This is a genomic window from Cupriavidus sp. GW823-FHT07B10 (genome assembly GCF_058794355.1).
In genome coordinates this window covers 39,649-57,587 of sequence record NZ_JBXAGS010000025.1, presented here as the reverse complement: position 1 = coordinate 57,587, position 17,939 = coordinate 39,649, and the positions used below count along the sequence as shown (strand labels likewise).

At 65.7% G+C, this 17,939-nt stretch carries 15 protein-coding genes; 1 reads left to right on the top strand and 14 read right to left on the bottom strand.

What is annotated here, in order from left to right:
* Positions 1 to 76: 76 nt before the first annotated feature.
* The 5 genes from pstS to AC1Q6V_RS31820 form a co-directional block, all read right to left on the bottom strand.
* Positions 77 to 1,108: a phosphate ABC transporter substrate-binding protein PstS gene (pstS, locus tag AC1Q6V_RS31840; protein WP_010814312.1), complete on the bottom strand. Its 1,032-nt coding sequence runs from the start codon at positions 1,106 to 1,108 to the stop codon at positions 77 to 79.
* Positions 1,109 to 1,339: 231 nt separating this feature from the next.
* Positions 1,340 to 2,683 carry a phosphoglucosamine mutase gene (glmM, locus tag AC1Q6V_RS31835; protein WP_010814313.1) on the bottom strand — a complete coding sequence of 448 codons (1,344 nt, stop codon included), beginning with the start codon at positions 2,681 to 2,683 and terminating at the stop codon, positions 1,340 to 1,342.
* Positions 2,684 to 2,741: 58 nt separating this feature from the next.
* On the bottom strand, positions 2,742 to 3,608 hold the full coding sequence (folP, locus tag AC1Q6V_RS31830; protein ID WP_041687450.1) for a dihydropteroate synthase: 867 nt from the start codon (positions 3,606 to 3,608) through the stop codon (positions 2,742 to 2,744).
* A 131-nt stretch (positions 3,609 to 3,739) separates the two neighbouring features.
* Entirely contained in the window at positions 3,740 to 5,623 is a 1,884-nt protein-coding gene (gene ftsH, locus AC1Q6V_RS31825) for an ATP-dependent zinc metalloprotease FtsH (protein WP_010814315.1), read from the bottom strand.
* Between the two features lie 153 nt (positions 5,624 to 5,776).
* Positions 5,777 to 6,442 (bottom strand): RlmE family RNA methyltransferase, encoded by a 666-nt coding sequence (locus AC1Q6V_RS31820; RefSeq protein WP_010814316.1) that lies wholly within the window; start codon positions 6,440 to 6,442, stop codon positions 5,777 to 5,779.
* 297 nt (positions 6,443 to 6,739) lie between these two features.
* On the opposite strand from AC1Q6V_RS31820, the gene AC1Q6V_RS31815 reads away from it, so the two are divergent.
* The gene (locus AC1Q6V_RS31815; RefSeq protein WP_010814317.1) at positions 6,740 to 7,243 is read left to right on the top strand and encodes a YhbY family RNA-binding protein; all 504 of its coding nucleotides are present in this window, start codon (positions 6,740 to 6,742) and stop codon (positions 7,241 to 7,243) included.
* An 87-nt stretch (positions 7,244 to 7,330) separates the two neighbouring features.
* Here the strand turns inward: AC1Q6V_RS31815 and AC1Q6V_RS31810 are convergent, their stop codons facing one another.
* From AC1Q6V_RS31810 to AC1Q6V_RS31770, 9 genes are all read right to left on the bottom strand, one after another.
* Positions 7,331 to 7,834 (bottom strand): DUF4149 domain-containing protein, encoded by a 504-nt coding sequence (locus AC1Q6V_RS31810; RefSeq protein ID WP_010814318.1) that lies wholly within the window; start codon positions 7,832 to 7,834, stop codon positions 7,331 to 7,333.
* Between the two features lie 55 nt (positions 7,835 to 7,889).
* Positions 7,890 to 8,366: a transcription elongation factor GreA gene (greA, locus tag AC1Q6V_RS31805; RefSeq protein ID WP_010814319.1), complete on the bottom strand. Its 477-nt coding sequence runs from the start codon at positions 8,364 to 8,366 to the stop codon at positions 7,890 to 7,892.
* Between the two features lie 248 nt (positions 8,367 to 8,614).
* Positions 8,615 to 11,863 carry a carbamoyl-phosphate synthase large subunit gene (gene carB / locus AC1Q6V_RS31800; protein WP_010814320.1) on the bottom strand — a complete coding sequence of 1,083 codons (3,249 nt, stop codon included), beginning with the start codon at positions 11,861 to 11,863 and terminating at the stop codon, positions 8,615 to 8,617.
* Between the two features lie 89 nt (positions 11,864 to 11,952).
* Positions 11,953 to 12,624 carry a leucine efflux protein LeuE gene (gene leuE, locus AC1Q6V_RS31795; RefSeq protein ID WP_439670747.1) on the bottom strand — a complete coding sequence of 224 codons (672 nt, stop codon included), beginning with the start codon at positions 12,622 to 12,624 and terminating at the stop codon, positions 11,953 to 11,955.
* A 38-nt stretch (positions 12,625 to 12,662) separates the two neighbouring features.
* Positions 12,663 to 13,799 (bottom strand): glutamine-hydrolyzing carbamoyl-phosphate synthase small subunit, encoded by a 1,137-nt coding sequence (gene carA / locus AC1Q6V_RS31790; protein ID WP_010814322.1) that lies wholly within the window; start codon positions 13,797 to 13,799, stop codon positions 12,663 to 12,665.
* Between the two features lie 334 nt (positions 13,800 to 14,133).
* Complete coding sequence (locus tag AC1Q6V_RS31785) at positions 14,134 to 14,544, bottom strand: RidA family protein (RefSeq protein WP_010814323.1); 411 nt, start codon at positions 14,542 to 14,544, stop codon at positions 14,134 to 14,136.
* A gap of 49 nt (positions 14,545 to 14,593) precedes the next feature.
* Positions 14,594 to 15,019 (bottom strand): acyl-CoA thioesterase, encoded by a 426-nt coding sequence (locus AC1Q6V_RS31780; protein ID WP_010814324.1) that lies wholly within the window; start codon positions 15,017 to 15,019, stop codon positions 14,594 to 14,596.
* Positions 15,016 to 16,704, bottom strand: a complete 1,689-nt coding sequence (locus tag AC1Q6V_RS31775) for an AMP-binding protein (protein WP_454751029.1) — start codon at positions 16,702 to 16,704, stop codon at positions 15,016 to 15,018. The genes AC1Q6V_RS31780 and AC1Q6V_RS31775 overlap by 4 nt, the downstream gene beginning before the upstream one ends.
* A gap of 59 nt (positions 16,705 to 16,763) precedes the next feature.
* Positions 16,764 to 17,933 carry an acyl-CoA dehydrogenase family protein gene (locus tag AC1Q6V_RS31770; protein ID WP_058697207.1) on the bottom strand — a complete coding sequence of 390 codons (1,170 nt, stop codon included), beginning with the start codon at positions 17,931 to 17,933 and terminating at the stop codon, positions 16,764 to 16,766.
* Positions 17,934 to 17,939: the final 6 nt, after the last annotated feature.

The window sequence follows — 17,939 nt, the reverse complement described above, 5'->3', positions numbered from 1 at the left end:
GCCTGGTGTCCGGGCCAGTTTCGGGCAGCCCGGCCACCGGCCCCGCACTCGCGCGGGGCCGGCGATGCCGTCAGGATCAGTACAGCGCCTTGCCCGAGGCGTCCTTGACGCTGGTCTTCCAGGTCGAACGGATCTGGTTCACAACGTTTTCCGGCAGCGGCACGTAGTCAAGGTCGGCGGCCATGTTGGCGCCGCTCTTGTAGGCCCAGTCGAAGAACTTCAGCACTTCGGCACCCTGCGCGGCCTTTTCCTGGTTCTTGTGGACCAGGATGAAGGTGGCGCCGGCGATCGGCCAGGCTTCCTTGCCCGGCTGGTTGGTCAGGATCTGGTAGTAGGTCTTGCTCCAGTCCGCACCGGCGGCGGCAGCCTTGAAGGCATCGTCGCCCGGCTTGACCACGGCACCCGACGCGTTCTTCATGTTCACGTGGGTCATCTTGTTCTGCTTGGCGTAGGCGTACTCGACGTAGCCGATGGCGCCGTTCAGGCGCTGCACGAAGGCGGCGACGCCCTCGTTGCCCTTGCCGCCGGTGCCGCCGCCCGGCCAGTTGACCGTGGTGCCCTCGCCCACCGCGCTCTTCCAGTCCGGGCTGACCTTGGACAGGTAGTTGGTGAAGATGAAGGTAGTGCCCGAACCGTCGGCGCGGCGCACCGGCAGGATGTCCTGGCTCGGCAGCTTGGCTTGCGGGTTCAGCGCCTTGATCGCGGGGTCATCCCACTTCTTGATCTTGCCCAGGTAGATATTGGCCAGCACTTCGCCCGTGATGGTCAGATCGCCCGGCTTTACGCCCTGCAGGTTGATCACCGGCACCACGCCGCCGATCACGGTCGGGAACTGGACCAGGCCCTGCTTGTTCAGGTCCTCGTCCTTCAGCGGCGCGTCCGAGGCACCGAAATCGACCGTCTTGGCGCCGATCTGCTTGATCCCGCCCGACGAGCCGATGGATTGATAGTTGACCTTATTACCCGTTGCTTTTTGGTATGCGTCGGCCCACTTGGAATACACGGGCGCCGGGAAAGAAGCGCCTGCACCGGTAATTTCCGCCGCGAACGCAGTACCCGCCACCACCATCGAAACGATGCCTGCCACGGCAGTCTTGACCAGCTTCATATGTCCTCCAGAGAACATTGGTTGGGAATGACAAATTTTTGACAAGACGAACTCTATGCTCCCTGTATGACAATTCCGTGACATCTTTAAATCTTCTTGGAACCGGCCTCCAGCAAGGGATCGCCGCGGCCATCCGGCAATCATGGTGACGCAATATGACGGCGGTTAATTGCGTTATGGAATAAAAAAACGCCGGGACTGGCCCGGCGTTCCTGGTCAGGGGGCGGCGCATCAGGCGCCCAAGGCATCGGCCAGCCGCCTGGCCGCGCGCTCGGCCATTTCAGCCTGCTCGGCCTCGACCATCACGCGCACCACCGGCTCGGTGCCGGAGGCACGGATCAGCACCCGGCCGCGCCCCTCCAGTTCAGGCTCGACCGCCGCGCGCGCGGCCTGCAGGCCGGCATGCGACTGCCAGTCGAAGCCTTTCTGCACGCGCACGTTGATGAGCGTCTGCGGGAACAGCCTTACGCCCTCGAGCAACTGCGCCAGAGTCTTGCCGCTGCGGCGCAGCGCGGCCAGCACCTGCAGCGCCGACACGATGCCGTCGCCGGTGCTGTGGCGGTCCAGGCACAGCAGGTGGCCGGAGCCCTCGCCGCCCAGAGTCCAGCTGCGCTTGTTCAACTCTTCCAGCACATAGCGGTCACCCACCTTGGCGCGCACGAATTCCACGCCCTGGCGCTTGAGCGCGAGCTCCACCGCCATATTGGTCATCAGCGTGCCCACGGCACCCGGCACCGCCTGGCCAGCGGCCTGGCGGTCGCGCACGATCAGATACAGCAGTTCGTCGCCGTTGTAGAGACGGCCGTCGGCATCCACCACCTGCAAGCGGTCGGCGTCGCCGTCAAAGGCCAGGCCCAGGTCAGCGCCATGGGCCTTGACCGCCTCAACCAGCTTGGCCGGCGCGGTGGCGCCGTAGCCGTCGTTGATATTGCGGCCGTCCGGCTGGTTGCCGATCGAAACCACGTCGGCGCCCAGCTCATGGAACACGTGCGGCGCGATGTGGTAGGCGGCGCCATGGGCGCAGTCGACCACCAGTTTCAGGCCGTACAGGTCCTGCTCATGCGGGAAGGTGCTCTTGCAGAACTCGATATAGCGGCCGGGCGCATCGTTGATGCGGCGCGCGCGGCCCAGGTCATCGGACGGCGCGCACACCATCGGCTCTTCGATGGCAGCTTCGATCTCTGCCTCGACCGCATCGGGCAGCTTGTCGCCGTCGGCCGAAAAGAACTTGATGCCGTTGTCGTAGTAGGGATTGTGGCTGGCCGAGATCACCACGCCGGCGGACAGCCGCAGCGCCCGCGTCAGATAGGCGATGCCCGGCGTCGGCAGCGGACCGGTCAGCAGCACGTGCACGCCGGCCGAGGTGAAGCCGGCTTCCAGCGCCGCTTCCAGCATATAGCCGGAAATGCGCGTGTCCTTGCCGATCAGCACGGTCGGCTTGCCTTGCCCGGTCTTGGCGCCGTGGGCGAGCACCTTGCCGGCCGCATGGCCCAGGCGCATCACGAAGTCCGGCGTGATCGGCGCCTCGCCGACCCTGCCCCGCACGCCATCTGTCCCGAAATACTTGCGTGTCATTCGCTGATTCCCTTTCTTTACTCTGATCGTTGTTCTGCCTGCGGTGGCCGCGGCTGGTTCAGGCCGCGCCAACGGACTCGTTGCGCACCGCCCACCAGGTCTTCACGGCGTCCACCGTCTGCTCCACATCATGCACGCGCACGATAAATGCTCCGCGCTCCAGCGCACACACCGCGGCGGCAATGCTGGCGGCAACACGCTGCTGCGGCGGCCGGCCACCAAGGACCGCGCCCAGCGTGGACTTGCGCGAGATGCCAGCCAGCACCGGCAGGCCCTCAAGCGCCAGCCGCGGCAGTTGGCCGAGCAGGCGCAGATTATGATCGGGTGTCTTGCCGAAGCCGAACCCCGGATCAAGGGAGATGCGCGCATCGTCGATGCCGGCAGCGCGCAGCACGGCAATGCGCTCGGCAAGGAACCCGGCCACCTCGGCGACCACGTCATCGTAGTGCGGGTCTTCCTGCATGGTCTGCGGATCGCGCTGCATATGCATCACGCACAGGCCCGCCTGCCCCGCCGCCACGGCCTCGACCGCGCCCGGCATGCGGAAACCCCAGATATCGTTGATGAGATCGGCTCCGGCCGCAAGCGCGGCGCGCATGACCTCGGGCTTGTAGGTATCGACCGAGAGCGGCTTGCCGCAGTCGCGCAGTGCTTCCACCACCGGGATCACGCGCGCCAGTTCGTCTTCCAGCGGCAGCGCCGCCGAACCGGGCCGGCTGGATTCCCCGCCGATGTCGATGATGTCCACGCCCTCGGCGATCATCTGCCCGGCATGGCGCAGCGCCGCGTCCCGGCTGGCATGCTGGCCGCCATCCGAGAAGGAATCGGGCGTGACGTTGAGGATACCCATCACCAGCGGGCGCTGGTCCAGGGCAAAGCGAAAACGGCCGCACTGGAAATACCTGGTCTGAGAAGTCTGCTGCAAGGTAGGAATGCTTGATTCAATCCGGGCGCGGCAGATGCCGCGCAAAAGGAAAAGCCGGTGCACCAGGCACCGGCTTCAGGGACAGGCACTACACAGCCATCACTACGGCGTCGTCTGTGGACGAACCAGGATCAGGCCGTGGCGGGCGCGTTGGTCGGCGCCACCGGCGACCCGCCCGGAGGCGTGCTGCCGCCGCCGTTCGGGCCCGACGCGCTGCGCGGCGGACGCGGCGGCTTGCCGGCCATGATGTCGTTGACCTGGTCGGCATCGATGGTTTCCCATTCCATCAGCGCGTTGGTCATGGCTTCGACCTTGTCGCGGTTCTCTTCGAGCAGGCGCTTGGCCAGCGCGTATTGCTCGTCGATGATGCGGCGGATCTCGGCGTCGACCTTCTGCTGCGTGGCTTCCGACACCGTCTTCGACGACAGCTTGCCGAACATGCCATCCTGCTCGGTATCCACGTAGACCATGGCACCCAGCGAATCGCTCATGCCGAAGCGGGTCACCATGTCGCGGGCGAGCTTGGTGGCGCGCTCGAAGTCGTTGGAAGCACCGGTGCTCATGGCGTTGAGGAAGACCTCTTCCGCCGCACGGCCGCCGAAGAGGATGGCAACCTCTTCCAGCATGCTGTCCTTGTACTTCGAATACTTGTCATGCTCCGGCAGCTGCCAGGTCACACCCAGCGCCCAGCCACGCGGCATGATGGTGACCTTGTGCACCGGGTCGGCCTTGGGCAGCAGCTTGGCCACTACCGCATGGCCCGACTCATGGTAAGCCGTGGCCCGGCGCTCTTCTTCGCGCATGACCGTCGACTTGCGCTCCGGACCCATGTAGATCTTGTCCTTGGCGTCCTCGAAGTCCTGCATGTCGACCACGCGCTTGCTCCGGCGGGCGGCAAACAGTGCGGCTTCGTTGACCAGGTTGGCCAGGTCCGCGCCCGAGAAGCCCGGGGTGCCGCGCGCGATGATCGAGGCGTCGACATCGTTGCCGATCGGCACCTTGCGCATATGGACCTTCAGGATCTGCTCGCGGCCGCGGATGTCCGGCAGGCCCACGTAGACCTGGCGGTCGAAACGGCCCGGACGCAGCAGCGCCTTGTCCAGCACGTCGGCACGGTTGGTCGCGGCGATCACGATCACGCCCGAGTTGGCCTCGAAGCCGTCCATCTCGACCAGCATCTGGTTCAGGGTCTGCTCGCGCTCGTCGTTGCCGCCGCCCATGCCGGCGCCACGATGGCGGCCGACCGCGTCGATTTCATCGATGAACACGATGCAGGGTGCCTGCTTCTTGGCGTTCTCGAACATGTCGCGCACGCGGGCCGCGCCCACGCCGACGAACATTTCCACAAAGTCGGAACCCGAGATGCTGAAGAACGGCACCTTGGCCTCGCCGGCAATGGCGCGCGCCAGCAGCGTCTTGCCGGTACCCGGAGGGCCTACCAACAGCACGCCGCGCGGGATGCGCCCGCCCAGCTTCTGGAATTTCTGCGGGTCCTTCAGGAAGTCGACCAGCTCGACCACTTCTTCCTTGGACTCGTCGCAGCCGGCGACGTCCTGGAACGTGACGGCGTTCTGGTTCTCGTCGATCAGGCGCGCACGCGACTTGCCGAATGAGAAAGCGCCGCCTTTGCCGCCCCCCTGCATCTGGCGCATCATGTAGAACCAGAACACGATGATCAGCAGGGTCGGCCCGAGGTAATACAGGGCCTGCACCAGCACGTTGGGTTCGTCGTCCGCCTTGCCGGTCACCTGGACGCCGTACTTCATCAGGTCGCCGACCATCCAGATGTCGCCCGGCGAGATGATGGTGTACTTGGCGCCTTCCTTAGGCGAGACCACCAGGTTGCGGCCCTGCACGTCGACACGCGACACCTTGCCATTCTTGGCGTCATCCATGAACTGCGAATAGGTGACGCTGTCCTGCGCACGGGGCTTGTCGAACTGCTTGAAGACGGTAAACAACACCAGCGCGATTACGAGCCAGATTGCCGCCTTTTGAAACAGGTTGTTATTCAAGGCCGAACTCCTTTGCAATTGCCTTGCCAACGGATAGCTGCATTGTAATGCAGCGCCCGCCCTCGGGGGGAAACAGAGAAACTATGATGCCGATAGCACCGGGTGGGGCACTTTCCACGCTTCTTTTTTCGCCCTGGCTTGTATCGAGACCGGTCAATCCACTGCCTTGAGGTAGCGCCCAAGGATAAAGGTTTCGGAAGACTTGTCGCGAGACGCCTTGGGCTTGCGTTTCGCAACCACTTTGAAATGCCGTTTGAACTTCTCCACGATCTGGCTGTAGCCGCTCCCGTGGAAGCACTTTACCAGCAATGCCCCCTCCGGCTTAAGGTGGGCCTGCGCAAATTCCAGCGCCAGGTCGCACAGGTACTCGATCCGTGCTGCATCGGCGAAGGCCACACCGGACAAATTGGGGGCCATGTCCGACAAAACAAGGTCAATCTTGTTACCGCCGGAGGCGTCCAGCACCACACTTTCCAGTTCGCGGAAGACTGATTCCTCGCGAAAGTCACCCTGGATGAAAGTGACGTCGGCGACCGGTTCCATCGGCAGCAGGTCGATCGCGACCACGGCGCCATCGATCCTGCCGTCCTTGGCCCGGGGCGAGTCCGCCAGCTTGTTGCGGGCGTACTGGCTCCAGCTGCCCGGCGCCGCGCCCAGATCGACGATCACCTGCCCCGGGCGGATCAGCTTGTCCTGCTCGTCGATCTCCTTGAGCTTGTAGGCCGCGCGGGCGCGATAGCCCTCGCGCTGGGCCATTTTCACGTACGGATCGTTGATGTGGTCGTGCAGCCACGAATGATTGAACTTGTTTTTTGCCATGCCAGTTACCAGCCTGTTCCCTGCCCCGCCCGCCGGTCAATGCCGCCCGCGAGGGTTTTCCTACTGTTTTGATGATTTTGCTGCCCGACAGTGCCGGATTGACGGATAATACGCGCCAATCCGCATCCCGACCGCCGGCTCGCCTTATCAGCTGCCGGCTTGCCGCCCCCGGGCGGCCGTCGGCAGCCTGTCCTTGCCCGACCCGCCGTGTCACGACCGGCGCGGGCTGCAGCGCCCGATTTCCAGCGCTCACGCGCTCTATCACTATTTCAAGCGCCTAATAATCAGCGCCAACTTATGCCTGCTCTACAACTAGTCCCTGCCCAGCGCTCTGACCTGCGCTCCCGTGCCCATGCCCTGAACCCGGTCGTGATGGTCGGCGCCGAAGGCCTGACCCGTGCCGTACTGGCCGAGATCGACCGCAGCCTGGCCGCCCACGACCTGATCAAGATCCGCGTGTTCGGCGACGATCGCGATGCGCGCATCGCCATCTACGAGGAAATCTGCGACCAGCTCAGCGCCGCGCCGATCCAGCATATCGGCAAGCTGCTGGTGGTCTGGCGTCCGGGCGAAGCGCGCCTGAAGGAAAACCAGGCCGAAGACCTGGGCCGCCACACCCCCGCCCGCCGTGGCGGCGCGGCCCCGCGCACGGTGACGGTCAAGAAGCCCAGCGCCGCGCCGAACCGCCGTCCGACCCGCAAGGAAGTCACGGTGCTTGGCAACGAGCGCGTCACCGCCGGCGGCAATGTGAAGCGTTCGCGCGCACGCCCGACCAGCCAGAAGAAGAAGGCGCTGGGCTGAGCACGATCAGCTGAAGCATGGCGGGGTCGCTGCCAGGCGACGCCCGATGCCGGCACGCCACGCCCGTGGCGGTGCCGGCGGCCGGCCTCATTCCCCGGCCGAACGCGGCGCCGAAGCGCGCCACACCAGCACCAGCGCCAGCAGGCTTTGCAGCAGGTAGAAGGCGCTCGACACGCCGTGCAGCATGCCGAACTGCGCCTTGTAAGGCGATTCCGAAACGCCGACGCCCAGCGCCAGCGCCTTTTCCTTCAGGCCGGCCATGAACGGCTGGGTGCCGAAGTAGCCCGCCAGCACGCAGCACAACATGCCCAGCACCAGCCAGCGCAGGCCGCGATAGCGGTGCGCACCGCGCCGGATCATCACGTTGCACAGCACCAGCTGCAGCACGCCGATGGTGACCCCGACGATGGCCTCGGTATGGAACAGGTGCCCGGCGATCATGCCCGCCATCTCGCGGCTGGGCAGCACCGAAAACAAGGTCGGCGCCACCATGTAGCCGACGGTCCAGAGGCTGCCCGCCCACACCACCGTCAGCAGCAGGAAGATGCGGTGCGGCAGCGGCGGCAGATTGTTATAGGAATTGGAGAACACGTGCCGGTCTTTCCGGGGGGCCGGGCCAGGTGCAAGCCTGCCGGCCGGGCCGGCGTCAGATATAGCGTACGGTAATGACTTCGTACTCGCGCTCGCCACCAGGGGCCAGCACGGTTGCGACGTCGCCTTCGAACTTGCCGATCAGCGCACGCGCGATGGGCGAGCTGACTGAGATCTTGCCGACGTCGATGTCGGCTTCGTCATCGCCCACGATCTGGTAGCTGACGGGACTGCCGGACTCCAGGTCTTCCAGGTCCACAGTCGCGCCAAAGACGATGCGGCCGTCGGTGTCCAGCTGGGTCGGGTCGATGATCTGCGCGGCCGACAGCTTGGCCTCCACTTCCAGGATGCGGCCTTCGATAAAGGCTTGCTTTTCCTTGGCGGCGTCGTATTCGGCGTTTTCAGACAGGTCGCCCTGTGCGCGGGCTTCCGAGATCGCATTGATCACCGCCGGACGCTCGACAGCCTTCAGGCGCTGCAGCTCCTCCTTCAGGAGCTCTGCGCCACGCTTGGTAATCGGAATGGTGCTCATGTCTTCGTTCAACAAAAAAATGAGCCGCAGCGGAGCTGGAGCCATCCCTGGCCAATGCTGCCAGGGCACTTCCGCTCAACCGCGGCTTTCAGACAGGACCGAATGCGGGCACGCCGCATCGATCGGCGAATTTGACGTAGTTTAGGCCAGGAAGCCCGCCGGCAGCAACTCCGGCGGGCTTCCTGGCCTTGACCGGGCGCAATGCGCCCGGCCAGTGGCGATGTGCCGCTTGCCTTACCTGCGGGGCTTCAGGCCAGCGAGGCGTGCAGGCTCTGCAGGTCGTAGACCTCCAGGCTCTGCATGTGCTTCAGGCCCTCCACCGCGGCGCGGGCGCCGGCGATGGTGGTGTAGTAAGGAATGCGGTGGGCCAGCGCCGAGGTCCGGATCGAGCGCGAATCGGCAATCGCGGTGCGGGTTTCGTCCACGGTGGTGAACACCAGCGCCAGTTCGCCGTTCTTGATCATGTCCACGATATGCGGACGGCCGTCCTTGACCTTGTTGACGGTCTTGACCGGGATGCCGGCGGCCTCGATGGCCGACGCGGTGCCGCGGGTGGCAACGATCGGGTAGCCCATGTCGTGCAGCATGCGTGCCACGCCAACGGCGCGCGGCTTGTCGCTGTCCTTCACGGTGATCAGCACGGTGCCCTTCTCCGGCAGGCGCGAACCCGCGGCCAGCTGGCTCTTGAACAGCGCCTCGCCGAAGGCCTTGCCCACGCCCATCACTTCGCCGGTCGAGCGCATTTCAGGTCCGAGGACCGGATCGACGCCCGGGAACTTGTTGAATGGGAACACCGCTTCCTTGACGCTGTAGTACGGCGGGATGACTTCTTCGCCGATACCCTGCTCGTCCAGCGACTGGCCCGCCATGCAGCGCGCGGCGATCTTGGCCAACTGCAAGCCGGTGGCCTTGGACACGTACGGCACGGTGCGAGAGGCGCGCGGGTTCACTTCCAGCACGTAGACGGTATCGACGCCGTCGTTCTGCTGGATCGCGAACTGCACGTTCATCAGGCCGATCACGTTCAGCGCCTTGGCCATCGCGGCGGTCTGGCGCTTCAGTTCAGCCACGGTCTCGGCCGACAGCGAGTACGGCGGCAGCGAGCACGCGGAGTCGCCCGAGTGCACGCCAGCCTGCTCGATGTGCTCCATCACGCCGCCGATGAAGACGCGCTTGCCGTCGGAGATGGCATCGACGTCGCACTCGATGGCGTCGTTCAGGAAGCGGTCCAGCAGCACCGGGGAATCGTTCGAGACCTTGACGGCCTCGCGCATGTAGCGCTCGAGGTCGCGCGGCTCATGCACGATTTCCATGGCGCGGCCGCCCAGCACGTACGACGGGCGCACCACCAGCGGGTAGCCGATTTCTTCGGCCAGGCGCAGCGCTTCGTCCTCGGCACGCGCGGTGCGGTTGGGCGGCTGGCGCAGGCCCAGTTCCTGCAGCAGCTTCTGGAAGCGCTCGCGGTCCTCGGCCGCGTCGATCATGTCGGGGCTGGTGCCGATGATGGGCACGCCGTTGGCTTCCAGGTCCAGCGCCAGCTTCAGCGGGGTCTGGCCGCCGTACTGCACGATCACGCCGACCGGCTTCTCGAGCGCGACGATCTCCAGCACGTCTTCCAGCGTCAGCGGCTCGAAGTACAGGCGGTCCGAGGTGTCATAGTCGGTCGACACGGTTTCCGGGTTGCAGTTGACCATGATGGTCTCGTACCCGTCTTCGCGCAGCGCCAGCGCGGCGTGCACGCAGCAGTAGTCGAACTCGATGCCCTGGCCGATCCGGTTCGGGCCGCCGCCCAGCACCATGATCTTCTTCTTGTCGGTCGGCTGCGCCTCGCACTCGCCATGCTCGGCCTCGTAGGTCGAGTACATGTAGGCGGTGTTGGTGGCGAACTCGGCCGCGCAGGTGTCCACGCGCTTGTAGACCGGGCGCACGTTCTGGGCGATGCGCGCTTCGCGCACGGCCTTGGCGTCGGTCTTCAGCAGCTTGGCCAGGCGGCGGTCGGAGAAGCCCTTCTGCTTCAGGAAGCGCAGCTCGGCGGTCGACAGGCTTTCCAGCGTGCGCGCCTTGACCAGGCCTTCGGTCTTGATGATGTCTTCGATCTGGGCCAGGAACCACGGGTCGATGTCGGTCTCGGCATAGACCTCTTCCAGCGACATGCCCAGGCGGAAGGCGTCGCCCACGTACCAGATGCGGTCGGGGCCGGCTTCGCCGATTTCCTCGACGACCTCGTCACGGTCCGTCGACTTTTCGTCCAGGCCGTCGACGCCCACTTCCAGGCCGCGCAGGGCCTTCTGGAACGATTCCTGGAAGGTGCGGCCCATCGCCATCACCTCGCCCACCGACTTCATCTGGGTGGTCAGGTGGCTGTCGGCCTGCGGGAATTTCTCAAACGCGAAACGCGGCACCTTGGTGACCACGTAGTCGATCGACGGCTCGAACGAGGCCGGGGTCGCGCCGCCGGTGATCTCGTTCTTCAGCTCGTCCAGCGTGTAGCCCACGGCCAGCTTGGCCGCGACCTTGGCGATCGGGAAGCCGGTGGCCTTGGAGGCCAGCGCCGACGAACGCGACACCCGCGGGTTCATCTCGATGACGATCATGCGACCGTCCTTCGGGTTGATCGAGAACTGCACGTTGGAGCCGCCGGTGTCGACACCGATCTCGCGCAGCACGGCCAGCGACGCGTTGCGCAGGATCTGGTATTCCTTGTCGGTCAGGGTCTGCGCCGGAGCGACGGTGATCGAGTCGCCGGTGTGGATGCCCATCGGGTCCAGGTTCTCGATCGAGCAGATGATGATGCAGTTGTCCTTCTTGTCGCGGACGACTTCCATCTCATACTCTTTCCAGCCCAGCAGCGATTCTTCGATCAGCAGCTCGCGCGTCGGCGACAGGTCCAGGCCGCGCTTGCAGATCTCTTCGAATTCTTCGCGGTTGTAGGCGATGCCGCCGCCGCTGCCGCCCAGCGTGAACGACGGGCGGATCACGATCGGGTAGCCGCCGGTACCGGTTTCCTGGGCAATGCGCGACTGCACGGCCATGGCTTCGTCCATCGAGTGGGCGATGCCCGACTTGGCCGAACCCAGACCGATCTTGGTCATGGCGTCCTTGAACTTCTGGCGGTCCTCGGCCTTGTCGATGGCTTCCGGCGAGGCGCCGATCAGCTCGACCTTGTACTTGTCCAGCACGCCGTGACGGTGCAGGTCCAGCGCGCAGTTCAGCGCGGTCTGGCCGCCCATGGTCGGCAGGATCGCGTCCGGGCGCTCCTTCTCGATGATGCGCTCGACCACTTCCCAGGTGATCGGCTCGATGTAGGTCACATCGGCCGTGTTGGGGTCGGTCATGATGGTCGCCGGGTTCGAATTGACCAGGATGACCTTGAAGCCTTCCTCGCGCAGCGCCTTGCAGGCCTGGGCGCCGGAGTAGTCGAACTCGCACGCCTGGCCGATGATGATGGGGCCCGCGCCGATAATCAGGATGCTCTTGATGTCTGTGCGTTTTGGCATTGCACGCTCTCTTTATGGGCCGGCCCGCCTTGCCTGCGGACCGCGCCGGTAATCAGGGAATCCGTCAGGATTCAAAAATATCGTCTTGCTCAGTTCATCGTGGCCGTCGCCAGCTTGGCGCCGAAGCCGATGAACATCGCGCCCACCCCGCTCGACATGCCCGCCGACAGGCGCCGGCGGCGCCGGAATGCGTCGGCCAGCTTCGCGCCCACGAAGATGATCGTGGTCAGGTAGGCAAAGCTGCAGAACTGGGCGACCAGGCCCAGCACGGAGAACGACAGCACCGGGTAAGCGAAGGCCGGGTCGACAAACTGGATGAAGAACGAGATGAAGAACAGGATCGCCTTCGGGTTCAGCAGGCTGATCAGCAACGCCTTGCGGAACGGGTCGGACTGGTCGGCCTTGCTAACCGGCGCGGTGGCGGCGGCATCGCCGCGTGCGGCCCAGTTGCGCAGCGCGCCGCGCAGCATGCTGAAACCAATCCACGCCAGGTAGGCCGCGCCGACGTACTTCACCACGTAGAACAGCGCCGGGCTGGCCTTGAGCAGCGAGGCCACGCCCGCCGCCGACAGCACCATCAGCACGAAGTCGCCCAGGAACACCCCGCACGCGCCCTTGTAGCCGGCGCGCACGCCGCGCTGCGCCGCCACCGACAGCACGTACATCGAGTTCGGCCCCGGCAGCAGCACGATAAAGATCGTGCCCAGCACATAGGTCCAGAAATCGGTGATGCCGAAAGCGGTATGCATGAAGGCGTTCATGGGATGTCCCTGAGGTCTGCGCTGTTCTTCTTGCCCGCTTACTTGCGCGCGTCCGTCATCAGCTTGATGAAGCGGTCGAACAGGTAAGCCACGTCGTTCGGACCGGGCGACGCCTCCGGATGGCCCTGGAAGCAGAAGGCCGGCTTGTCGGTCAGCGCGAAACCCTGCAGCGAACCGTCGAACAGCGACTTGTGCGTCACGCGCACATTCGACGGCAGCGTGTCCGCATCGACCGCGAAGCCGTGGTTCTGCGACGTGATCACCACGCGGCCATCGTCCAGGTCCTTGACCGGGTGGTTGGCGCCATGGTGGCCGAACTTCATCTTCAGGGTCTTGGCGCCTACTGCCAGCGCCATGATCTGGTGGCCCAGGCAGATGCCGAAGGTCGGGATGCCGCGCTCGATGAACTCGCGCGTGGCGGCGATGGCATAGTCGCACGGCTCGGGGTCACCGGGGCCGTTGGACAGGAACACGCCGTCCGGATTCAGCGCCAGCGCGTCGGCGGCGCTCGCCTGCGCGGGCAGCACCGTGACCTTGCAGCCGCGCTCGGCCAGCATGCGCAGGATGTTGTACTTGACGCCGTAGTCATAGGCGACCACGTGGAATTGCGGCTGGTCCTGCTTGCCGTAGCCTTCGCCCAGCTTCCATTCGGACTGGGTCCACTCGTACGGTTCCTTGACCGAGACTACCTTGGCCAGGTCCATGCCGGCCAGGCCGGGGAACGAGCGGGCCAGGTCGATGGCCTTCTGGACATTGTCTTCGCCGGCCAGGATGCAGCCGTTCTGGGCACCCTTTTCACGCAGGATACGCGTCAGCTTGCGCGTATCGATGCCGGCGATGGCCACCACCTTTTCCTGCTTCAGGTAGTGGGCAAGGGTGTGCTCCTTGCGGAAGTTCGAGGCCAGGATCGGCAGATCCTTGATGATCAGGCCGGCGGCATGGACTTTCGTGGCTTCGACATCCTCAGGATTGACCCCGTAGTTACCGATATGCGGATACGTCAGCGTGACGATCTGCCGGGAGTAACTCGGGTCGGTGAGGATTTCCTGGTAACCGGTGATGGCGGTGTTGAACACCACTTCACCGATGGTATGGCCGGAAGCGCCAATGGAATAGCCACGAAAGACCGTGCCGTCTGCAAGCGCGAGAATGGCGGACGGAAAAGACGGTAACACGGGTAGGCTCCTGCTGGACTCACCCCGTGACCGACCAATCGACGCCTCGTGCCTCCCAGGCTGGATCCGTGACGGCGGCAGCGGCATTGCGCCGATGCGGTCGGATCCGGTTGCGACATGCTCCTTGCGTCACATTGAATGCGGACAGCAAAGGCGGCGCGGCTGGGGGCGGCGGAAGGTGGAAAGCGGTAGGCGCTAGGGTGAAGGGTTCTGAAAGCGAAACTTTCGAATTATATCCCGCGCCACCCAATTTCTCAAGTTTTCAAGGACTTGCACGCGGCAGGCAGCGGCGGCGCCACGCCGCCGGCCACCGTCCTGCCCTGTGCCTGCTACGTTACGCCCGCGGCGGCACGACCGCCGTGACCTCGATTTCCACCTTGGCGCGCGGCTCCACCAGGTCCGCAACCTCGACCGCCGTCATCGCCGGGAAGTGGCGGCCGATGATGGCCCGGTAATGCTGGCCGATCGCCCCATAGGCGCCGACATATTCCGCCTTGTCCTTCACATACCAGGTCATGCGCACGATATGCTCGGGCAGCGCGTCTCCGGCCGCCAGCACGGCAACCACGTTGCGCAGCGCCTGCGCCACCTGCAGGCCGAAGTCGTCGGTCTCGAATTCACATTTGCCGGTCCAGCCGATCTGGCCGCTGACAAAGAGGAGGCGGCTGCCGACCTGCATTTCGGTCATGGTGCCATTGGCGTAGCCACGCGGAGGCGCCCAGTCGGGCGGCTGCAGGATGTTCATGATGCGTTTTCCTGTTGATTATCTGTATGAGTGAATGGAATTCGGGGATTCAGGCCGTCGCGACCAGGTAGGCCGACATGGCCTCGCGCACGGCATCGGGCAGCGGCTGCGGAGCAATCGAGCCGGTATCGACGCAGACCAGCCGCTGCGTCACTTCCATGCGGGTATCGTCATGCGGGCCGGCGAAGCGGATCGCGAGGGTAAAGCTGGACTGGCCCAGCTTCAGCACGCGCAGTTCCCGCGTCAGCACCTCGCCCAGCCGGCTCGGAGCCAGGAAGCGGCACTCCAGCTCGGCGGTCGGCACGCCAGTTCGGCCCTCGCCATGCATGGCGTCGAAGGGCCAGCCCAGCGCCTCGCTGAACCAGTCTTCGATCAGGTCGTTGAGCATCTCGAAATAGCGCGGGTAGAACACGATGCCCGCGGCGTCGCAGTGCTTGAAGCGCACCAGGACGGTGCTGCGGAACACGGGGCTCATGGCTTCCCCGCCTGGTTGACGCCGCCATTGCCGCCGCCATTGCCCTGCTCCGCCATCTGCCGCAGCCGGAAGCGCTGCAGCTTGCCGGTCTCGGTGCGCGGCAGCGCCGGCACGAACACAATACGGCGCGGATACTTGTAGGGCGCGATCTGGCGCTTCACGTAGTCCTGCAGCGCGGTGCGGGTAGCGTCGTCCGCCGCCACGCCCTCGCGCAGCACCACATAGGCCATCACCACCTGGCCGCGCCCGTCGTCGGGCGCGCCGACCACACCGCATTCGGCCACTGCCTCGTGCTGCATCAGTGCGCTTTCCACCTCCGGCCCGGCGATGTTGTAGCCGGCCGAGATGATCATGTCGTCCGAACGCGCCTGGTAGAAGTAGTAGCCGTCCTCGTCAACGAAAAAGGTATCACCCGGCAGGTTCCAGCCCGCCTTCACATAGTTGGACTGGCGCGGATCGTCCAGGTAGCGGCAGCCGGTTGGCCCCTGCACCGCGAGCTTGCCGACCTGCCCCGGCGGCAGGGGCTGCATGTTCTCGTCGACGATCTGCGCGACATAGCCCGGCACCACGCGCCCGATCGCGCCCGGCCTGACCTCGGCGCCGGCGCTGGAGATAAAGATATGCATCATCTCCGTGCCGCCGATGCCGTCGGTCATCTCGATGCCGGTGGCCGCCTTCCAGCTCTGGCGCGTGGCGTCCGGCAGGGCTTCGCCGGCCGACACGCTCTTCTTCAGGCTGGACAGGTCGTAGCGCGGCGCCAGCGCTGCCATCTGCCGGTAGAAGGTCGGGGCGGTAAAGACGATGGTGGCGCGGAAATCCTGGATCAGCCCGAGCAGCGTCTCTGGCGTCAGCTTCTCGGCCAGCACGGCGCTGGCGCCGATGCGCAGCGGGAAACACAGCATGCCGCCCAGCCCGAAGGTGAACGCGATCGGCGGTGTGCCGCAGAACACGTCGTCGGGCTGCGGGCGCAGCACGTGGCGCGGGAACAGGTCGCACATGGCCAGCACGTCGCGATGGAAGTGCATGGTGCCCTTGGGCTGGCCGGTGGTGCCGCTGGTAAAGGCGATCAGGCAGACGTCGTCGCTGGCGGTGTCGCAGGCCTCGAAGGCATCCGGCTTGCCCGCCATCGCCGCCTCCAGCGAACCCTCGCCTTCACCGTTGAAGTACAGCGTGCGCGCCAGGCTCGGGCAGTGGAATTCGCCGCCCGCCTGCTGGTTGGCATCGAGTTCCTCGCGCAGCCGCGCATCGCACAGCGCGGCGCCGACCTGGGCCTTGTCGATGATCTGCTTCAGTTCCTTGGCGCGCAGCAGCGGCATGGTCGGCACCGCGACCAGGCCCGCCTTGAGCGTGGCCAGCCAGCTGGCGGCCATCATCAGGTTGTTGGGCCCGCGCAGCAGCACGCGATTGCCGGGCACCAGCTGCATGTCCTCGACCAGCACATGGGCGATGCGGTTCACCAGCGCCGCCAGCTGCGCATACGTGACCGTCTCGATCTGGCCGTCGCGGCGATGGCGGATGGCGATGCGCTCGCCGCGGCCTTCGCGCACGTGGCGGTCTACCAGCTCCACCGCGGCATTCATCCGCTCAGGGTAGTCGGTATCGTCATTGAAGCGGAACACCGGCCACATATCGGGCGGCGGCAGGCGGTCGCGCGCGAAGGTATCGAGGTGGGCTGTGGTCGCCATGGCTTGTCTCCTGTCTGCTCTGTATCGGTACGGCAGTTCGTGGGTGGCACGCGGGGGCGTCAGGCTTTGCGCCCGGCCAGCGTCTCGCGCGCAATGATCAGCTTCTGCACTTCGGTGGCGCCTTCATAGATGCGCAGCGAGCGGATCTCGCGGTACAGGCTTTCCACCCGCGTGCCGACCTTGACGCCCAGGCCGCCGAACATCTGCACCGCACGGTCGATCACCTGCTGTGCGTTCTCGGTCGCCACCATCTTGGCCATGGCCGCCTCGCGCGTGGTGCGCTGGCCCTTGACATCGCGCAGCCAGGCCGCGCGGTAGGTCAGCAGCGCCGCGGCGTCGATCGCGGTGGCCATGTCGCCGATGGCGGCCTGGGTCAGCTGCAGGTCGGCCAGCACGCCGCCGAACATCGGGCGCGCGCAGGCGCGCGCCAGAGCATCGTCAAGCGCGGCGCGGCCAAAGCCCAGCGCAGCCGCCGCGACCGAGGCACGGAAGATGTCGAGCGTCATCATCGCCACCTTGAAGCCCTGCCCCGCCTCGCCCAGCCGGTTGCCCACGGGCACGCGGCAGTCGTCGAAACGCAGCGTGGCGAGCGGGTGCGGCGCCATCACGTCGATGCGCTCGGCGATGGTCAGGCCCGGCGTATCGGCGTCCACCACAAAGGCGGAGATGCCGCGCGCGCCCGGCGCCTCGCCGGTGCGCACGAACACGCAGTAGAAGTCGGCAATGCCGCCGTTGGAAATCCAGGTCTTGGCGCCATCGATCACATAGTGGCTGCCGTCGTCCGACAGCCGTGCGCTGCACTGCATGGCGGCCACATCGGAACCGGCCTCTGGCTCGGACAGCGCAAACGCGGCAATCGCCTCGCCGCGGGCCACGCGCGGCAGGTAATGCGCACGCAGCGCATCGCTGCCGGCCAGCGAGATCGCGCCCGAGCCCAGCCCCTGCATGGCAAAGGCAAAATCGGCCAGGCCGTCATGGCGCGCCAGGGTCTCGCGCAGCAGGCACAGCGAGCGCGAATCCAGCGCCGGCAGCGCGCCGCCGTGCGCGGCCGGCACGCAGTAGCGCAGCCAGCCGGCCTCGCCCAGCTGGCGCACCAGCGCGCGGCAGGCGGCGTCGGTATCGCTGTGGTCGACATGGAGGTGTTGCGCGCACCAGGCGTCCAGTTCGCGCTCCAGTGTGCGGTGCGCGTCGTCGAACAGCGGCAGGTCGAGATAGGTCTTGTCGGACATGGCGCT

Bases quoted from the DNA above. Each gene is read 5' to 3' on its own strand.
- pstS (WP_010814312.1), bottom strand. From the start codon at position 1,108: ATGAAGCTGGTCAAGACTGCCGTGGCAGGCATCGTTTCGATGGTGGTG.
- glmM (WP_010814313.1), bottom strand. From the start codon at position 2,683: ATGACACGCAAGTATTTCGGGACAGATGGCGTGCGGGGCAGGGTCGGC.
- AC1Q6V_RS31820 (WP_010814316.1), bottom strand. From the start codon at position 6,442: ATGGCAAAAAACAAGTTCAATCATTCGTGGCTGCACGACCACATCAAC.
- AC1Q6V_RS31815 (WP_010814317.1), top strand. From the start codon at position 6,740: ATGCCTGCTCTACAACTAGTCCCTGCCCAGCGCTCTGACCTGCGCTCC.
- greA (WP_010814319.1), bottom strand. From the start codon at position 8,366: ATGAGCACCATTCCGATTACCAAGCGTGGCGCAGAGCTCCTGAAGGAG.
- carB (WP_010814320.1), bottom strand. From the start codon at position 11,863: ATGCCAAAACGCACAGACATCAAGAGCATCCTGATTATCGGCGCGGGC.
- leuE (WP_439670747.1), bottom strand. From the start codon at position 12,624: ATGAACGCCTTCATGCATACCGCTTTCGGCATCACCGATTTCTGGACC.
- AC1Q6V_RS31785 (WP_010814323.1), bottom strand. From the start codon at position 14,544: ATGAACATCCTGCAGCCGCCCGACTGGGCGCCTCCGCGTGGCTACGCC.
- AC1Q6V_RS31780 (WP_010814324.1), bottom strand. From the start codon at position 15,019: ATGAGCCCCGTGTTCCGCAGCACCGTCCTGGTGCGCTTCAAGCACTGC.
- AC1Q6V_RS31775 (WP_454751029.1), bottom strand. From the start codon at position 16,704: ATGGCGACCACAGCCCACCTCGATACCTTCGCGCGCGACCGCCTGCCG.
- AC1Q6V_RS31770 (WP_058697207.1), bottom strand. From the start codon at position 17,933: ATGTCCGACAAGACCTATCTCGACCTGCCGCTGTTCGACGACGCGCAC.